We start from the raw sequence: 16,038 nt of genomic DNA, 5'->3' as shown, positions 1-16,038 counted from the left end.
CCGGGGCAGCGGATGATGCGAAACCGAGCGCCGCCGATCCAGCAGCATCCACAACCGTCTCGACCAAACATCGAGACGGTGCAGGAAGCGAAAACCGAAACAGCAGCGGCAGACAGCAAGCCAGAGGCGACCGAAGCCACCGCTGGAAAGGAAATCAGGGCCGAAGACCGCAACGCCAGAACCGAATGATTTGGCTGTAAAGCCCATGCCGTCTTTTTGACGGGGCCGTATGCAAGACATGCGCCCCGTGCGCTTTTTCAGGTCACTGTTTTTTATGGGAGTATGGTGCCGGGTGAGGGATTTGAACCCCCGGCCTTCGGTTTACAAAACCGCTGCACTACCACTGTGCTAACCCGGCCCAGCAATGGATCAGACCCCTTTAACGGGTCATCCAGTGCATCTGTTCCCCCTTTTTGCCGAAATGCCCTGCATGGTCAAGCAGGGATTCCACCCTTTAATGCCTGCTCATCCGTCCTGCCCATACGGACTGGATGTAATCACGTTCAGCCGGGCTCAACCCGTCCGAATCCTTGCTCGCCGCGCCATGCCCATGCGGGGTGGCCGGGGTTTTCCGCGCCGCCACATCCGCACGGCGCGCAGGGCGGCTGGCATGGGGCGCGATGCCTGCTGCCGGGTTGGTATTGACCTCCCGTATGGCGTCGGCACAGGCGGACTTCTTGCCCACCCCGGCTTCGATCGTGGGCAGCAGACCGACAGGGGAGAAAACGAAGCCCGTCAGCACGGATGCGACAGCCCGGCCGATTACCTCCGCCCCCGGGCGGACACTGGGGCTTTTCAGCGCACCGGTGATGTAAAGCGGACCGGGAAAGGATGCGACGGCAAAATGGCGCGACCGCGTCAGCAGGGCATATTTGATGGTATTGTTGTTGAAATTGACATCCCCCTTGCCAACCGTGCTGGTGTCCCCCGTTTCCATCAGCATGGTATGGGTATGGAACACCCCTTCCTGCAGGGGCATATCCACAATCAGGCATTTCAGATCGGTGCGACCGGGCAGGCCGAGGGCGGACAGCAGCGCCTTGCCCAGTTCCAGCCCCAGCAGGTCGGGCAGGATGGCGGAAATATCGCCCCCTTCATCCAGCGCCATGGTCACGCCGCCATTGCCGCTGCCGACAATTTCAGCCAGCGAGCGACCACGACCATGCACCATGATGTGGCCGCCAATCGTGCCCTGCCCATGGTAGTTGCCCAGCGCCTGCATGAGACGCGACAGGTCGATCTCCTCCATGTCAACGCGGATGCGCGCATCCACGCCATTGCCTGCCGGGATAAAGGTGCCACTGCTGGCCAGCCTGCCGCTGCCCACGCCAAAATTCAGGTGATGGACGTCAATCGTGCCATCACGCACGTCCAGCAGCACATCGATATTGTCCAGCGGCGTATGCCGGTTCTCGATGTGATCGCCGTGATAGGCCAGATGGACATTGGTGGCCCTGAGCTTGGGCATATTGATCGGCGTATTCGGCAGGACCGCGCCGCTGGCCTCATGCGCCTTTTCTTCCGCCGCCTGCTGCGCGGTCGATGGGTGATCGCCCGGCGTGGCCCCGAAGAACCCGCCCAGATCGGCCAGGTCAACATGACGCGAATGCAGGTCCGTATCCACGAATGTCACCGCCTGATGCGGATCGATGCTCAGCGTGCCGCCAAGGTCGCTGGACCCCACCTTGCCCTCGAAATCATGGAAGCGGATGCGCCGGTCCAGGTAATCAAGGCTGCCTGCCACATTATAGGCGGGCGTCTGCGGGATCACCACGCCGGTCAGCGGATAGAGCAGGGACATGTCCGGCCCCGCCAGCGTCAGGCGCAGCCGCGCCCCCCCGAAGGACAGCGGATCATCCACCGAACCCACCAGTGTAAGCTGCGTGGGGCCATGATGGACCGTCAGGTCCACCGGGTAAGGCCGCGCCCTGTCCGCAAGGGAAACCAGCGCCCCGCCGGAAAAATGGCCGGTCAGCATCTGCCCGGTATAGGTACCCCGTACATCCGCCACGATCCGCGCATCCGTATTGCCCTGCGCCGGGGTCGTATGGATTTTTGCACGCATGTCGCTGCGCAGGCCCGCATGCACCAGATGTAGCTGCCCGTCCGCAATATTGAGTTCACCAATCTGCGGCATGGGGGAAGCTGACGATCCGTCCCCCTTGCCGGGGAACTGGTAATTGGCCCTGCCATCCTTGCGGGCGGCAAGTTCAACCACCGGCCTGTCCAGCGCTATGACCGGCAGGTCCACCTTCCCGCCCAGCAGGTGCCACACATTGACCCCTACCGTCAGATGGTCCGCCGTGGCGAAGGGGGGCAGGCTGTCAAAGCCTTCCGGTTCATCAATGCGCACGTCATCGGCGGTGATGCGCGTCACGCGTCCCAGCCGGACATGCAGATGCGCGATGGAGACCTTGCGGCCCAGCGCCTCCTCCGCCTTGCGATCCACGAAGGGTACGAACCAGTCCCACGACCAGAAGATGACCAGTGCCAGCAATGCCGCCGCCAGCGCGCCCGTAACCGGAAAATATATCTGTTCCAGCACGCCGCTTCCCTGACCGTGCGGCCTGCTGTCATGACGGTCCAGTTCGGGCATGCGTTACGGACTCCTTGCGAAACGGAAAAAAGGTATCAGATAAACGGGCAGCCACAACCGGAGTTGCGGCCCACGCGCCATCATCCCGTCCCCACGCCGCCTGTGGCACGTTTGGGCTGGCATGTGGCACGCGTGTCCTGTATGCGGTCAGGCATCCTTGTCCCGTATGGTAATCTGTTTGTCGCGAGAGGTCACTGTCATGCCTGCCTACCGTTCCCGCACTACGACACATGGCCGCAATATGGCCGGTGCGCGCAGCCTGTGGCGTGCAACCGGCATGCAGGACGGTGATTTCGGCAAGCCGATCATCGCGGTCGCCAATTCCTTCACCCAGTTCGTGCCCGGCCATGTCCACCTGAAGGATCTGGGCCAGCTTGTTGCAGGCGCCGTGGCCGAAGCGGGCGGCGTCGCGCGCGAGTTCAATACCATCGCCGTGGATGACGGCATCGCCATGGGCCATGGCGGCATGCTGTACAGCCTGCCCTCGCGCGAACTGATCGCCGATGCGGTGGAATACATGGTCAACGCCCACTGCGCCGATGCGCTGGTGTGCATAAGCAACTGCGACAAGATCACCCCGGGCATGCTGATGGCGGCCATGCGGCTGAACATCCCCACCATCTTCATATCCGGTGGGCCGATGGAAGCAGGCAAGGTGCTGAACAACGGCACGGAACAGCGTGTTGACCTCATTTCCTCCATGGTGGCGGCGGCCAATTCGGATGTGAGCGATGAACAGTCGGCCCAGATCGAACGGTCCGCCTGCCCCACCTGCGGATCGTGCTCGGGCATGTTCACCGCCAATTCCATGAACTGCCTGACCGAAGCACTGGGTCTGGCGCTACCGGGCAACGGCAGCCTTGTGGCCACCCATGCCGACCGGCGCGAACTGTTCCTGCGCGCGGGGCGCGAGATCGTGGCCCTTGCCCGCCGCTGGTATGAAAAAGACGACGCGACCGTCCTGCCGCGCGGCATCGCCACAAAGCCCGCATTTGAAAACGCCATGTCGGTCGATATCGCCATGGGCGGGTCAACCAATACCGTGCTGCACCTGCTGGCCGCCGCCCATGAGGGGCAGGTCCATTTCACCATGGCGGACATCGACCGCCTGTCCCACCGGGTGCCGAACCTGTGCAAGGTTTCGCCCTCGCGCATGGACATCCATATGGAGGACGTGCATCGCGCCGGTGGCATTCCCGCCATCATGGGTGAACTGGCCCGCATGGGACTGCTGCACATGGATGTACCCAGCGTCCACGCCCCCAGCGTCAGCGCCGCACTTGCCAAATGGGACATCAACGTCACTACGGCGGACGAGGCCGCGCGCACGTTCTTCCGCGCGGCCCCCGGCGGCGTGCGCACCACGCAGGCCTTCTCCCAGTCCAGCCGTTACAAGGCGCTGGATACCGACCGGGCCAATGGCGCGATCCGCGATGCGGCCCATGCCTACAGTCAGGATGGCGGGCTTGCTGTCCTGTTCGGCAACCTTGCCGAAGATGGTGCCATCGTCAAAACCGCGGGGGTGGCGGCCAACCTGCTGACCTTTACGGGGCCTGCGCGCATTTTTGAAAGTCAGGATGCCGCCGTATCCGCCATCCTCGGCAACGAAATCGTCGCTGGCGACGTGGTGGTGATCCGCTACGAAGGCCCCAAGGGTGGGCCGGGCATGCAGGAAATGCTGTATCCGACCAGCTACCTGAAATCCAAGGGACTGGCTGAAAAATGCGCGCTGATTACCGATGGCCGTTTTTCGGGCGGTAGCTCGGGCCTGTCGATCGGCCATATTTCGCCAGAAGCGGCGGAAGGCGGCATTATCGGGCTGCTTGAGGAAGGCGATACCATCGAAATCGACATCCCCAACCGTATCCTGCGCACCACGGTCACGGATGCCGAACTGGCCGCGCGGCGCGACCGGATGGAAGAACGCGGCGACCGCGCATGGCAGCCCGACCGCAAGCGTACGGTTTCCGTCGCCCTGCAGGCCTACAGCGCCCTGACCACCAGCGCCGCCCGTGGCGCGGTGCGTGATGTCAGCCAGCTTGGCCGCCGCACCAGCCGCTGAACCATCCACTGCCCTGAAACGCAGAACGCCCCGGCGGGACAGGATTGCCGCCGGGGCGTTCCGCGTTCCATCGTCCCATGTCAGGACTGCGCCGGACGGGGCCCCGCAATCTGCCTTACATCCCCACGCACACCGCCCTGTGTGCCGATGCGGCGGAATGTTGCCGTGACACGATGCCGCAGGGCCGCCAGATCCGGCAGGATGGCGTTGTGAAGCGAGCGTACGCTTTCATGGGTCGCATAAAAGCGCAGCGATGTGGCAATGCCGGTAATGATTGCCGCCCCCACAAACACGCCATCTACTTCTATAATCTTTGAATCGAACATCATTTCCTGCCCTGAGATGCCGACGGTCCTGACAGGCCCGCGCATCTCCGTTCCAGATAAGCTGCCAACATGCCGTTTGCGGCATATTCTGCTGTTTGGGTTATTGTGACCGCGCTAACGCAGCAAAAAGGGAAGAAGTTCCACAGGCGCATGATTTTCCAAAAGAAATATACTGCAAAAAACTGTATATCTTTAACCGGATCGACATTACGGACCTGCCATCCATTTCTGAACGGGCGCTATCAAACCCGTTATTATGGCATTTCCATGGCTGGACACGGACCATACGGATCGACACTGAAACAATACATCCACATCATGCCAGAAAAGAAATTATTATTAACGTAAAATATATCTTTACGGTACAGACGAAGGCGCTCTGGCATCGAAAGGCCGGGATGCGAAAAAGAAGTCCTGACTGACACGTCCCCGGCGGATGACCGAGCAGATACCGGGCATGAAGCCGGATGGGCGGAAACAGTTTCCTACCCTGACTGGCAGGAAACTTGAGAAAAGCCGGGGACCGACGGGCGATGATGGCTGCCCCTACCGGGCAGGACTGTCATCTTCTGCCCCTTCATGACAGAAAGGGCGGGAAGCATTTTCCTTCCATCATGTAACCAACGGACAGGTGCCGCTTTGCCTTGCCTGACACATCATTCCTTCCCGTCATCACGCCCCATGCTTCGTCGCGCAACGTGGGGCACTGCACTGGCGGTTTGCCTTGCCTTCACCAGCCAGACGACCAGCACGCAGGCCGCTCCCGCCTATCCCGCGCCGATCGTTGGTAAGGAGACCACTGCCCATGCGTGGGGGGTCGAAACCCGCTTTACCCAGAGCACGCCGTGTCAGGTGGACATCACCCTGAACCAGACAGTTTTTCTGGCCCATATGCCGGAGATGATCCATCAGGGAATCTTCAACAGTCAGGTCACGCCTGCACTGGAGCAGCAGGCACCGCATTACCTGATGAACACGTTCCAGACCGATACAACGCCCGGCTTTGTCCATACGCTGTTCACCCAGAGCGGCGCGCCTGCCCGCTGCCGGTTTACGTGGTCCTATATCGCCCCGGATGGCACGCGCCACCCGATGCTGGCTTTTGACATGACACGGCAGGCCCATGACCGGATCGACTGGAACCACCCGCGTTTTGGCGAGATGGCGGCAGCAGCCCAGAACCCGTGGGTAGACCGGGAGTTTGATACGGTGGTCAATCAGGAAACCCTGGATGTCACCATCGCCCTCGCCAAAAATCACGATTCATCGGCAGACCTGCCGCCACCATCCGACGCGGCATCCCGCACTGACCAGCCCTGATCACGGGGCTGACCGTCATGGTCCGTGCCGCAGCAGTCTTGCCGCCAGATCGATCAGCATCACGGCCAGCAGCAGCACCGTAACCACACGCAAGGCCATACGCGCCCTGCGCTGCACGGGTGTAGGGGGCTGTTCGCGACGATGCAGGACAAAAGCACCCTGCTGCGGGTCTGTGGGGACATCAGATCGCCTGCTCATTGCCCTGCTCCATCCATAATCCAGTGATAGGCGTCTGTTTTGCCAGACAAGATGGATAACACCACCCCTGTGCCCGATACTTCCGCATCATGCGTATGATACGCCGCTTCCTTTTCCTGCCTGTCTGCCTGCTGGCAGTTATCGGCAGTCCTGCCGCACGGGCTCAGGACTGCCCTGATTTCGGGGCCGGGCATCAGTTGCCCATTCTGGACCGGGTCCAACTGGCCCGACAGACGCAGATCCTGTGCAACAGCGGATTCGCGGTGCTGTATTCCGGGGTGGCGCGCGAACCGCTATGGGCGGCGGAGCATCTTGATGCCACCACGGTACGCGCTGCAATGGCAACCCCGCGCGAAGGCGATTTCCATCCAGATACCCGCCTGCCGCCCGGTTCACGCGCGGAACTGGCCGACTATGTCCGCTCCGGCTTTGACCGTGGCCACATGGCGCCATCAGGTGACATGCCGGACAGGCAGACGCAGGCGGAATCCTTCGCCCTGTCCAACATCGTGCCCCAGCGCGCGGAACTGAACCGGGGCCGGTGGGCGGAAATCGAATCGGCGGTACGCAGGCTGGCCCTACGTGAAGGGGGACTGTACGTCGTGACAGGACCAGCCTTCCATGCCCGTACCATTGCGACCATCGGGCCGGATCGGGTCATGGTCCCGACATCGACATGGAAAGCGGTCTACGACCCGCGCAGACAACAGACAGGGGTGTATGTGTGCCATAACGTGCCGCGCAATCCGCGTTGCAGTTACGTCAGCGTGGCGCGACTGACCCGTATTACGGGGGTTGATCCTTTTCCTGCCCTGCCCGCAGGTATGAAACAGACATGCATGACGCTTCCCTTCGGCCATACAGGCCGCAAGCGGCACAGCCGCCATGCCCGTCCCGTCTGGTAAGGAAAAAGGAGAGGCCCATGACCACCCATCGTCCCAGCGCCGATACACCGGCACCCCTTGTTCCCTTTGCCGATAACAGCGCCAGCCGCACCATTGGGGGCATGACCGTTGAAAATGGCACTGACAGCATCGCGTTTTACGGCCAGACCGATCTGGACCGTGACAGGGCCGGACTGGAACGCGCGCAGGCATTGCTGGCGTTTTTCCAGCAGGTGGTGGACACGCTTTCCGCCCAGAAAGACCTGCCTGACAGCCTGCCGCCCCGTAAACCGGGCAGGATACCGAATCCGTTTGCCTGAACGCGAACAGGACGGGCAGACCTTTCGCGCCCACGTGCAGCCCGACCGGGCACCTGAAGCCTGCGCATCCGACCGGATCGGGACCGGAGGCCGCCGGTTCCGGATCTGGCCCCCTGTAACCACAGGGGCCTGATGCACAAAAGGGCCGGTCCATGACTGGACCGACCCTTCTGCAAAACCTGTATCCACCCGCAGGGGCGGAAAAAGCAGGATCAGCGCTTGCTGAACTGGAAGGAACGACGTGCCTTGGCGCGACCGTACTTCTTACGTTCAACAACACGCGAATCGCGCGTCAGGAAGCCTGCAGCCTTCAGGATGCTGCGCAGTGCGGGCTCGTAATGCGTCAGCGCGCGGCTGATGCCATGACGGACCGCACCGGCCTGACCGGACAGACCACCACCGACGACGGTGCAGTACACGTCGAACTGGTTGTAGCGGTCGGCAACCAGGAAAGGCTGCGTGATCAGCATGCGCAGGACCGGACGGGCGAAGTAGGTGCCGACCGGACGGCCATTGACGATGATGTCGCCCTTGCCCGGCTTGATCCACACGCGGGCTACCGCGTCCTTACGGCGACCCGTGGCATAGGAACGGCCCTGGGCATCGCGCTTTGCTTCGTAGACGGGTGCGGCTTCCTGGGAGGAAACAACCTGACCGGACGCAACCGCATCCTTCAGATCGGCCAGCGTGCCTGTACGCTCTTGAGTTTCAGACATATGTTCAGGCCCCGAACTTCTGGGTGTTGACGGCGTTCTTGCGGTTCAGCGATGCAACATCGAGAACCTGCGGCTGCTGCCCGTCATGCGGGTGTTCGCTACCGGCATAGACGTACAGGTGCTTCATCTGCGCACGCTGCAGCGGACCACGGGTGATCATACGCTCGACCGCCTTGCGCACGACATGACCGGGGTTCTTGCCGGTCAGGCGCTGGGTGATCGTGCGTTCCTTGATCCCGCCGGGATAGCCGGTGTGATAATGGAACAGCTTCTGGTCCACCTTGTTGCCGGTCAGATGAATCTTCTCGGCGTTGATGACGACGATGTTGTCGCCGCAATCAACATGCGGGGTGAACTGGGGCTTGTGCTTGCCGCGCAGGCGCTGGGCGATGATGGCGGCGAGGCGACCGAGAACGAGGCCTTCGGCGTCGATCAGGGTCCAGCCACGCGTCACCTCTGCGGGTTTCAGCGAGAGTGTGGTCTTCATGGATTCAGTGTTCCGTCCAGATAATGTAGCGGTAACGGGTGGCGCGTTATCATCCGTACGCAACGCAAACGTCAAGGACATAATCCCCTCAGGTGGCATTTTTCCGGTAAAAAACGGCATGTGGTATCATGATACCGCCAGCTTTCCCACCCAACCTTCCCCTCAGGCGATTGCCGAACGGGGCCGGAATGCGATAGCACTCCCCAAGGTCATTACGGATGTCAGGCTCGTGAAGAAACTCTATCCCGCCATTCCCCTGCTTGTACTGGTGCTGCTTGTCGGCGGCTGGGGGGTGCACCATTTCGCCCAGCACAGGCTTGAAGCCGGCATTGCCGACTTCCGCGCCTCCCTCGGGCCTGACGCCACGTTCAGCTATGCCACCGCCCGGCCGCGCACGCTGGCGCGCGGCGCGCATTTCACGGCCGTCACCTATCATAACCCGACCCTGACGCTGACGGCAGCCGATGTGCGTCTGGGCGGGCTGACCGGCAATAACGTGCAGGGCGAGAAGATCGGCAGCCTGGTGCTGCGCGATGTCAAGGTCATGACGGCAGACAGCACGATCTCGCTGGATCAGGTGGCGCTGGACAGCCTTGTCCTGCCCAATACCGTGCGCGCCACCGCCAACGTGGCCCGCCCGCTGGGTTTCGATTCCCTTGTTCTGGACCGGGGCACCTTCACCAACCTGCACCTGGCTGTGCCCGGCAGCCAGACCGACATCACGGTTGGCCGCATGGTGGTGGGACAGTACGGGCTTGGCCGGTCGTCCAGCCTCGATCTGGACCGGCTGGCGACCCAGATCAACCTGACGCCGACGCGCCGCATCTCGATCGACCACATCAAACTTGACGGTCCCGATTTCGCCGGTGAGGTCGCAAGCCTGATCCAGTCGGGCCACCTGATCCATGAAAGCCATCCGCAGACGATGGACCTGAAGAAGGTGGAAATCGACAGCACCCACCCCATGCTCCAGATCGATCATGTCACCACATCGCGCTTCTCCACCGAGACGGAGGACAAGATGGACACGACGCTGGGCAACCTGACCGTCTGGTCCACCGGCACGGACAATCCTTCCATCCTCAACGCCTTCGGCTATGACCATTTCACCGGCAACATCCATGCCAGCAGCACCAGCGACCGCAGCGCGGGCCGCCTGCATCTAGAACCGCTGACCATCGATGCGCCGGATATGGGCAAGCTGAGCATGGTGGCCGAACTGGACCAGATCCCCTTTGACGACATGGCCATCATCCCCGAAACCGCCCGCGTCGTCTCCGCCGCGCTGACATGGGATGACAGGTCGCTGGCAGGCCATGTGGTGGCCGGTCTGGCCAAAAGCCGGGGCGTGGATGTGGACAGCTACCGCCAGAACCTGCTGACCGCGCTGAACACGTCCGATGATGCGTCGATGCGCGCCATGGGCCGTTTCCTGCAATCTCCGCTGGACCACCCGCTCCAGATCGCACTGCGCCCGATGAAGCCGGTCAACCTCATGATGCTGGGCGTCGCCCTGTCCATGGCGGGCGACCCGTCAGTCGCAGCCCCGCTGGGCCTGACCATCTCCACACCCTGATGCCCGGCACAGCCCCGATCCATATTATCGGGGCCACCGGCCGTTCCGGTCTGGCGCTCTGTCATGCCCTGACCACGCAGGGACGTTCCATCGTGCCGGTCGTACGCAGCCTGCCCCGCTGGCAGGCAACCGGACTGGCAGCCAGTGCCCGCATCGCCCGTCTGGAGCAAAATCCGGCAACCCTGCGGGCAGCACTGGCCGATGCCACGTCCATCGTCCTGACGGCCCATGCCCGCCACCTGCCCGCCGTTCTGGCCGCAGCTCCCATCAATGCCCGGATTGTCGCGCTGGGTAGCACGCGCATTTTCACCCGCTGGCCGGACGCCCATGCGCACGGCGTGATGGAAGGGGCGCGGGCCTTCACCCGTTCGGGCCGTCATGGCGTGCTGCTGCACCCCACCATGATCTATGGCGCGCAGGGGGAAGATAACGTGCAGCGTCTGGCCACCCTGATGCGCCGCCTTCCCGTCCTGCCGCTGCCCCGTGGGGGCCGTGCGCTGATCCAGCCCATCTGGCAGGGGGATGTGACACGCGCCCTCATCGCGGCACTGGACCGGCAATGGAATGGGCCGCATGAACTGGTGATTGCGGGAGCGGATCAGGTTGCCTACCGCGATTTTACACGTCAGGTCGCGCGCGCGGCAGGACTGCGCCCGCGCGGGGTCATTCCCATGCCGGGTGCCGCCCTCATGGCGCTGGCGCGGTTACGCCTGCCCGGACTGCCGCGCATCACGCCCGCTGAAATCCGGCGCCTGCTGGAAGACAAGATTTTCGATATCGAACCCATGCGCGCACAGCTCGGGCTACAGCCCGTCACGCTCGCAGCCGGACTGGTCTGGACATTCGGCCAGCAGAGAGCAGATTCGTAATTTCAGGGAAAATACAGGTTGGGGCGAACGACGGGGATCGAACCCGCGACAACCGGTACCACAAACCGGCGCTCTACCAACTGAGCTACGTCCGCCACAACTGCGCAGTCATTTAGTAAAACCGCGCAGGCGCGTCAATTACCCTTTTTGAATTTCTGCAACATTTCCTGCACACAGTTTTTCGCGTACCAGCCGCAGGCGCTGCACGGCGGATGCGATCACGCCTGTCTTCTTGCAAAAGGCAAAGCGGACGAAACGATCGGGTATGTCCGTGCCACGCGCGTCATAGAAAGCCGAGACCGGAATGGCCGCGACCCCTACATCACGCACCATCTGGCGGCAGAAGGCGACATCACCGCCGGTAAAGCCCAGCGGCGTGATATCGGCGATAAGGAAATAGCTGCCATCACATGGCAGGACGTCGAACCCGGCGCGGCCCAGCCCTTCAGCCAGCCAGTCGCGGGCAGAACGCATGCCTTCGGAAAGCCGCTCGAAATAGGCGCTGTCCTTGTCCAGCCCGATGGCCACGGCGCGTTGCAGGTTGGGGGCGACCGTGAAGGTCAGCAACTGGTGCGCCTTGGCCACCAGGGCCGCCAGCGGCGCGGACGCCGTGACGTAGCCGACCTTCCACCCGGTCATGGAAAAGCTCTTGCCCGCGCTGCCGATGCGGATCGTGCGGTCACGCATGCCCGGCAGCGCCATGAGCGGCTGATGCCGGACGGGGGCGAATGTCAGGTGTTCATACACCTCGTCGCACACCGCATAGGCATCGTAACGGGCGACAAGCCCGGCGATGAACTCAAGTTCCTCACGGGTAAAGACCTTGCCTGTGGGGTTCATCGGGGTATTGAGCAGCACGACCTTGGTGCGGGGCGTGAAGGCTGCGGCCAGTTCCGCGCGCGGCAGGTCCCAGTGCGGCGGGGCAAGGCGCACCGTGCGCACTACCGCCCCCAGCATTTCCAGCACGGGCAGGTAGGTGTCATATAACGGTTCGAACACCACCACCTCATCCCCGCGATTGACCAGCGCCATGAGCGAGGCGGTAATGGCTTCCGTCGCGCCACACGTCACCACGACTTCGCGCAGGGGATCGACCGCGATTCCATAAAATCGCGCATTGGACCGCGCCACCGCATGCTGCAGTTCGGGTATCCCCGCCAGTGGCGGATACTGGTTGCGCCCGTCACGCAGGGCCGCGGCGGCGGCCTCGATCAGGTCCATGGGGCCTTCCGTATCCGGGAAACCCTGCCCCAGATTGATGGCGTCATGTTCCACGGCCAGAGCCGACATGACGGAGAAAATGGTTGTCGGCAGCCCCGAAAGCATGGAGTTCGTCGGTTTCATCGTGGCATCCTGATCGTGCGGGCGTGTGGCTGCGCTGACGCGCTGTTTTTGCCATATCATCCGATTGCCTGAAATCCAAAGCCGTGCAACCCTGTCGCCGCCAAATTACGGCGTACAGACACCGCCCCGAGACGAAAGACCATACAGCGGCATGAACAAGATCGAAGCCATCATCAAGCCCTTCAAGCTCGACGAGGTGAAAGATGCCCTGCATGAAATCGGACTGATGGGCATTACCGTTATCGAAGCCAAGGGCTTCGGGCGGCAGAAGGGCCATACGGAACTGTACCGGGGCGCCGAATACATCATCGACTTCCTGCCCAAGGTGAAGCTGGAAATCGTATGCCCCGACGACATGACCGAACGCGCCATAGAAGCAATCATGACCGCGGCCCGCACGGGGCGTATCGGGGATGGCAAGATATTTGTAACCCCCGTGTCCGACGTGATCCGCATCCGTACGGGTGAACGGGGGGCCGACGCGGTCTGAGACGATGCATCCAGACATGGATACCATGTCTGTAGCCTATCGACAGCGGCCTTACGTTTCCGTAACCATAGCTGCCGCGCCGCATGGAACGGCACACTAAAGTCAGGACAGGTAATTTAACATGGCAAAAAAAGCACAGGCATCTGCCTCGGCCTCCGCGCCGTCGCATTCCGCCGACGCCGTCGCGAAGGTCTTTGAAATCATCAAGGAAAACGCGGTCGAAATGGTTGACCTGCGTTTCACCGATCCGCGTGGCAAGTGGCACCACACCACCCAGTATGTCACCACGATCGAGGAAGACACCTTCCGCGAAGGCTTCATGTTTGACGGTTCGTCCATCGCCGGATGGAAAGCCATCAACGAAAGCGACATGATCCTGCTGCCTGACCCGACAACGGCCGTGATGGACCCGTTCTCCGCCAAGCCGCAGCTCATCCTGATCTGTGACATTGTCGAGCCGTCCACGGGGCAGTTCTACAACCGCGATCCGCGCGCGACCGCCAAGCTGGCCGAGCAGTACCTGCAGTCGACCGGTCTGGGCGATACCGCCTTCTTTGGCCCCGAAGCCGAATTCTTCATCTTCGACAGCGTGCGCTTCGGCACCGGCCCGAACTTCGGCACCTATGAGCTGGACAGCATCGAAGGCCCCGGCGCGTCGCTCAAGGACTATCCCGAAGGCAACATGGGCCATCGTCCCGGCGTCAAGGGCGGCTACTTCCCCGTGGCCCCGGTGGACAGCGAAGGCGACCTGCGCGCCGAAATGCTGACCACGATGGGCGAGATGGGCCTGCCCATCGAAAAGCACCACCACGAAGTCGCGCAGTCGCAGCACGAGCTGGGCACGAAGTTCGCGACGCTGGTGAAGTCGGCCGACTTCATGCAGATCTACAAGTACTGCGTGCACAACGTCGCCCATTCCTACGGCAAGACGGCAACCTTCATGCCGAAGCCGATCTATGGCGACAACGGTTCGGGCATGCATGTGCACCAGTCCATCTGGCGCGACGGCAAGCCCACATTCGGCGGCAACGGCTATGCCGACCTGTCGGATGAGGCGCTGTACTACATCGGCGGCATCATCAAGCACGCCAAGGCGCTGAACGCCTTCACCAACCCGTCCACCAACTCCTACAAGCGCCTGATCCCCGGGTTCGAAGCGCCTGTGCTGCTGGCCTATTCCGCGCGTAACCGTTCGGCTTCGTGCCGTATCCCCTACGCCACCAGCCCGAAGGCGAAGCGCGTCGAAGTCCGCTTCCCCGATCCGACGGCGAACCCCTACCTTGCGTTCGCAGCCATGCTGATGGCTGGCCTGGACGGCATCAAGAACAAGATCCACCCTGGCGACGCCATGGACAAGGATCTGTATGACCTGCCCCCCGAAGAGCTGAAGCAGATCCCGACCGTTGCGGGTTCCCTGCGCGAAGCCCTGACGGCGCTGGAAGCCGATCACGAGTTCCTGCTGGCAGGCGGCGTGTTCACCAAGGACCAGATCGAAAGCTACTGTGAAGTGAAGTGGCAGGACGTCTTCAAGTTCGAGCACACCCCGCATCCGGCCGAATTCGAGATGTACTACTCCGTCTGATACCGCTTCCCTTTACGGAAAGCCTTCGGACAGGGGCGTCGGGACCATTCAGGTCCCGGCGCCCTTTTCATATCCGGCCGCTACCATGCGCCGGACATGGCCGGGTCCGGCAAACACACGTTTGCTCGATTCCCGCACCTGCCTGCTGTAGCTGTCGCCCATATCGCCTACACCTGAGCGTTCACATGCGGCATGCTATACCCACAGGAGGACAGACATGACCCAGCACGTTCCCGACACCATGCAGGCCATTACATGCGGCGAACCCGGCGGCCCGGATTCCCTGCGCCTCTCCATCCTGCCGGTTCCCCGTCCTCAGGCGGGGGAAGTGCTGGTGCGGGTCATGGCCGCGGGCATCAACCGCCCTGACATCATGCAGCGTCAGGGGCTGTATCCGCCCCCGCCGGGGGCCAGTCCGCTCATGGGGCTGGAAATTTCCGGGGAAGTCGTGGCCATCGGCCCGGACGTGCCGCCCGGCGTCTTTCCCGCCATGGGCGCGCGCATCTGCGCGCTGGTCAATGGTGGCGGCTATGCGCAGTACTGCACCGTGCCCGTGGGGCAGTGCCTGCCGTGGCCCGCGGGCTATGACGCCATCCACGCCGCCGCCATACCCGAAACCTTTTTTACCGTCTGGTCCAACCTGTTCATGCTGGCCGGGGTCAAGGCGGGGGACAGCGTGCTGGTCCATGGTGGCACCAGCGGGATCGGCACGGCGGCCATCCAGCTTGTGCGGGCAATGGGCGGCACAATCTACGCCACCGCCGGTACGGATGACAAATGCACGCTATGCACCGCACTGGGGGCAAAAGCGGCCATCAATTACCGGACCGGGGATTTTGCCGCGCGCATCAAGGAACTGACGGACGGGCGCGGCGTAGATGTCATACTGGACATGATTGGCGCATCCTATCTGGAGGGTAACCTGCGTTCTCTGGCAATAGACGGGCGGCTGGTCATCATTGCGCTTCAGGGCGGCATCAAGGCGGACGGCGTCAACCTTGCCCGCATCATGACCCGCAGGCTGGTCGTGACCGGCAGCACGCTGCGCCCGCGCGATGCCGCCTACAAGGCTGAAATCGCCCGCCAGCTTGAAGAACATGTATGGCCCCTGCTGGCACGCAGGGCGGTGCGTCCGCTCATCCATGCCACCTTCCCCTTTGCGCGGGTTGCCGATGCCCATAAACTCATGGAAAACGGGTCGCACATGGGCAAGATCATGCTGGATCTCCAGCAGTCATCCACCGTCACGGCAGGATAATAGGAACAGA

The 16,038-nt window shown here is 62.4% G+C and carries 16 protein-coding genes and 2 tRNA genes; 10 read left to right on the top strand and 8 right to left on the bottom strand.

All coding sequences use genetic code 11. The features are described from left to right. Positions 1-12 precede the first annotated feature (12 nt). On the top strand, positions 13-189 hold the full coding sequence (locus ACBR42_RS09695) for a hypothetical protein (protein ID WP_371207851.1): 177 nt from the start codon (positions 13-15) through the stop codon (positions 187-189). A gap of 94 nt (positions 190-283) precedes the next feature. On the opposite strand, the gene ACBR42_RS09690 is transcribed toward ACBR42_RS09695, so the two are convergent. Together ACBR42_RS09690 and ACBR42_RS09685 are read right to left on the bottom strand one after the other, a co-directional pair. After that, a tRNA-Thr gene (locus tag ACBR42_RS09690) sits at positions 284-358 on the bottom strand. A 96-nt stretch (positions 359-454) separates the two neighbouring features. After that, a complete protein-coding gene (locus ACBR42_RS09685) occupies positions 455-2,596 on the bottom strand; it encodes an AsmA family protein (protein WP_371207850.1) in 2,142 nt (713 codons plus the stop codon). 199 nt (positions 2,597-2,795) lie between these two features. Here ACBR42_RS09685 and ilvD point away from each other — a divergent pair, with 199 nt between their 5' ends. Then, positions 2,796-4,658, top strand: a complete 1,863-nt coding sequence (gene ilvD / locus ACBR42_RS09680; RefSeq protein WP_371207849.1) for a dihydroxy-acid dehydratase — start codon at positions 2,796-2,798, stop codon at positions 4,656-4,658. 80 nt (positions 4,659-4,738) lie between these two features. Here the strand turns inward: ilvD and ACBR42_RS09675 are convergent, their stop codons facing one another. Then, entirely contained in the window at positions 4,739-4,984 is a 246-nt protein-coding gene (locus ACBR42_RS09675; RefSeq protein ID WP_102325316.1) for a hypothetical protein, read from the bottom strand. Between the two features lie 681 nt (positions 4,985-5,665). Here ACBR42_RS09675 and ACBR42_RS09670 point away from each other — a divergent pair. After that, a complete protein-coding gene (locus tag ACBR42_RS09670; RefSeq protein WP_371207848.1) occupies positions 5,666-6,304 on the top strand; it encodes a hypothetical protein in 639 nt (212 codons plus the stop codon). A gap of 15 nt (positions 6,305-6,319) precedes the next feature. On the opposite strand, the gene ACBR42_RS09665 is transcribed toward ACBR42_RS09670, so the two are convergent. Further along, on the bottom strand, positions 6,320-6,502 hold the full coding sequence (locus ACBR42_RS09665) for a hypothetical protein (RefSeq protein WP_102325207.1): 183 nt from the start codon (positions 6,500-6,502) through the stop codon (positions 6,320-6,322). Between the two features lie 95 nt (positions 6,503-6,597). Here ACBR42_RS09665 and ACBR42_RS09660 point away from each other — a divergent pair, with 95 nt between their 5' ends. Together ACBR42_RS09660 and ACBR42_RS09655 are read left to right on the top strand one after the other, a co-directional pair. Beyond that, positions 6,598-7,407, top strand: a complete 810-nt coding sequence (locus ACBR42_RS09660) for a DNA/RNA non-specific endonuclease (protein ID WP_371207875.1) — start codon at positions 6,598-6,600, stop codon at positions 7,405-7,407. 17 nt (positions 7,408-7,424) lie between these two features. Then, positions 7,425-7,706, top strand: coding sequence for a hypothetical protein (locus tag ACBR42_RS09655; protein WP_371207847.1), 282 nt, complete (start codon positions 7,425-7,427; stop codon positions 7,704-7,706). A gap of 212 nt (positions 7,707-7,918) precedes the next feature. Here the strand turns inward: ACBR42_RS09655 and rpsI are convergent, their stop codons facing one another. Both rpsI and rplM read right to left on the bottom strand, forming a co-directional pair. After that, positions 7,919-8,422 carry a 30S ribosomal protein S9 gene (rpsI, locus tag ACBR42_RS09650; RefSeq protein WP_102325205.1) on the bottom strand — a complete coding sequence of 168 codons (504 nt, stop codon included), beginning with the start codon at positions 8,420-8,422 and terminating at the stop codon, positions 7,919-7,921. Positions 8,423-8,426: 4 nt separating this feature from the next. Further along, a complete protein-coding gene (rplM, locus tag ACBR42_RS09645) occupies positions 8,427-8,909 on the bottom strand; it encodes a 50S ribosomal protein L13 (RefSeq protein ID WP_110547487.1) in 483 nt (160 codons plus the stop codon). A 229-nt stretch (positions 8,910-9,138) separates the two neighbouring features. Between rplM and ACBR42_RS09640 the strand changes: the two genes are divergently transcribed. Both ACBR42_RS09640 and ACBR42_RS09635 read left to right on the top strand, forming a co-directional pair. Further along, on the top strand, positions 9,139-10,485 hold the full coding sequence (locus tag ACBR42_RS09640) for a hypothetical protein (protein WP_102325313.1): 1,347 nt from the start codon (positions 9,139-9,141) through the stop codon (positions 10,483-10,485). Further along, a complete protein-coding gene (locus ACBR42_RS09635; RefSeq protein WP_371207846.1) occupies positions 10,485-11,354 on the top strand; it encodes an SDR family oxidoreductase in 870 nt (289 codons plus the stop codon). Before ACBR42_RS09640 ends, ACBR42_RS09635 begins: the two co-directional genes overlap by 1 nt. Positions 11,355-11,373: 19 nt before the next feature. On the opposite strand, the gene ACBR42_RS09630 is transcribed toward ACBR42_RS09635, so the two are convergent. Together ACBR42_RS09630 and ACBR42_RS09625 are read right to left on the bottom strand one after the other, a co-directional pair. Beyond that, a tRNA-His gene (locus tag ACBR42_RS09630) sits at positions 11,374-11,449 on the bottom strand. 43 nt (positions 11,450-11,492) lie between these two features. After that, positions 11,493-12,698, bottom strand: coding sequence for an aminotransferase (locus tag ACBR42_RS09625; RefSeq protein WP_110547531.1), 1,206 nt, complete (start codon positions 12,696-12,698; stop codon positions 11,493-11,495). Between the two features lie 151 nt (positions 12,699-12,849). Between ACBR42_RS09625 and ACBR42_RS09620 the strand changes: the two genes are divergently transcribed. The 3 genes from ACBR42_RS09620 (at position 12,850) to ACBR42_RS09610 (ending at position 16,028) form a co-directional block, all read left to right on the top strand. Next, on the top strand, positions 12,850-13,188 hold the full coding sequence (locus tag ACBR42_RS09620; RefSeq protein ID WP_102325202.1) for a P-II family nitrogen regulator: 339 nt from the start codon (positions 12,850-12,852) through the stop codon (positions 13,186-13,188). A 121-nt stretch (positions 13,189-13,309) separates the two neighbouring features. Continuing rightward, positions 13,310-14,770 (top strand): type I glutamate--ammonia ligase, encoded by a 1,461-nt coding sequence (gene glnA / locus ACBR42_RS09615; protein ID WP_102325201.1) that lies wholly within the window; start codon positions 13,310-13,312, stop codon positions 14,768-14,770. A 217-nt stretch (positions 14,771-14,987) separates the two neighbouring features. After that, complete coding sequence (locus ACBR42_RS09610; RefSeq protein WP_371207845.1) at positions 14,988-16,028, top strand: NAD(P)H-quinone oxidoreductase; 1,041 nt, start codon at positions 14,988-14,990, stop codon at positions 16,026-16,028. Positions 16,029-16,038: the final 10 nt, after the last annotated feature.

The sequence above is a fragment of the Komagataeibacter sp. SM21 genome (genome assembly GCF_041402665.1).
Lineage (GTDB): Bacteria > Pseudomonadota > Alphaproteobacteria > Acetobacterales > Acetobacteraceae > Komagataeibacter > Komagataeibacter saccharivorans.
Note: the sequence above shows the minus strand (reverse complement) of the source record. Positions and strands in the feature narration are given on the sequence as shown.

Bases quoted from the DNA above. Each gene is read 5' to 3' on its own strand.
- ACBR42_RS09670 (WP_371207848.1), top strand. From the start codon at position 5,666: ATGCTTCGTCGCGCAACGTGGGGCACTGCACTGGCGGTTTGCCTTGCC.
- ACBR42_RS09695 (WP_371207851.1), top strand. From the start codon at position 13: ATGATGCGAAACCGAGCGCCGCCGATCCAGCAGCATCCACAACCGTCT.
- rplM (WP_110547487.1), bottom strand. From the start codon at position 8,909: ATGAAGACCACACTCTCGCTGAAACCCGCAGAGGTGACGCGTGGCTGG.
- ACBR42_RS09665 (WP_102325207.1), bottom strand. From the start codon at position 6,502: ATGAGCAGGCGATCTGATGTCCCCACAGACCCGCAGCAGGGTGCTTTT.
- ACBR42_RS09655 (WP_371207847.1), top strand. From the start codon at position 7,425: ATGACCACCCATCGTCCCAGCGCCGATACACCGGCACCCCTTGTTCCC.
- glnA (WP_102325201.1), top strand. From the start codon at position 13,310: ATGGCAAAAAAAGCACAGGCATCTGCCTCGGCCTCCGCGCCGTCGCAT.
- ACBR42_RS09660 (WP_371207875.1), top strand. From the start codon at position 6,598: ATGATACGCCGCTTCCTTTTCCTGCCTGTCTGCCTGCTGGCAGTTATC.
- ACBR42_RS09620 (WP_102325202.1), top strand. From the start codon at position 12,850: ATGAACAAGATCGAAGCCATCATCAAGCCCTTCAAGCTCGACGAGGTG.
- ACBR42_RS09685 (WP_371207850.1), bottom strand. From the start codon at position 2,596: ATGCCCGAACTGGACCGTCATGACAGCAGGCCGCACGGTCAGGGAAGC.
- ACBR42_RS09675 (WP_102325316.1), bottom strand. From the start codon at position 4,984: ATGTTCGATTCAAAGATTATAGAAGTAGATGGCGTGTTTGTGGGGGCG.
- ACBR42_RS09625 (WP_110547531.1), bottom strand. From the start codon at position 12,698: ATGAAACCGACGAACTCCATGCTTTCGGGGCTGCCGACAACCATTTTC.
- rpsI (WP_102325205.1), bottom strand. From the start codon at position 8,422: ATGTCTGAAACTCAAGAGCGTACAGGCACGCTGGCCGATCTGAAGGAT.
- ACBR42_RS09635 (WP_371207846.1), top strand. From the start codon at position 10,485: ATGCCCGGCACAGCCCCGATCCATATTATCGGGGCCACCGGCCGTTCC.
- ACBR42_RS09610 (WP_371207845.1), top strand. From the start codon at position 14,988: ATGACCCAGCACGTTCCCGACACCATGCAGGCCATTACATGCGGCGAA.
- ilvD (WP_371207849.1), top strand. From the start codon at position 2,796: ATGCCTGCCTACCGTTCCCGCACTACGACACATGGCCGCAATATGGCC.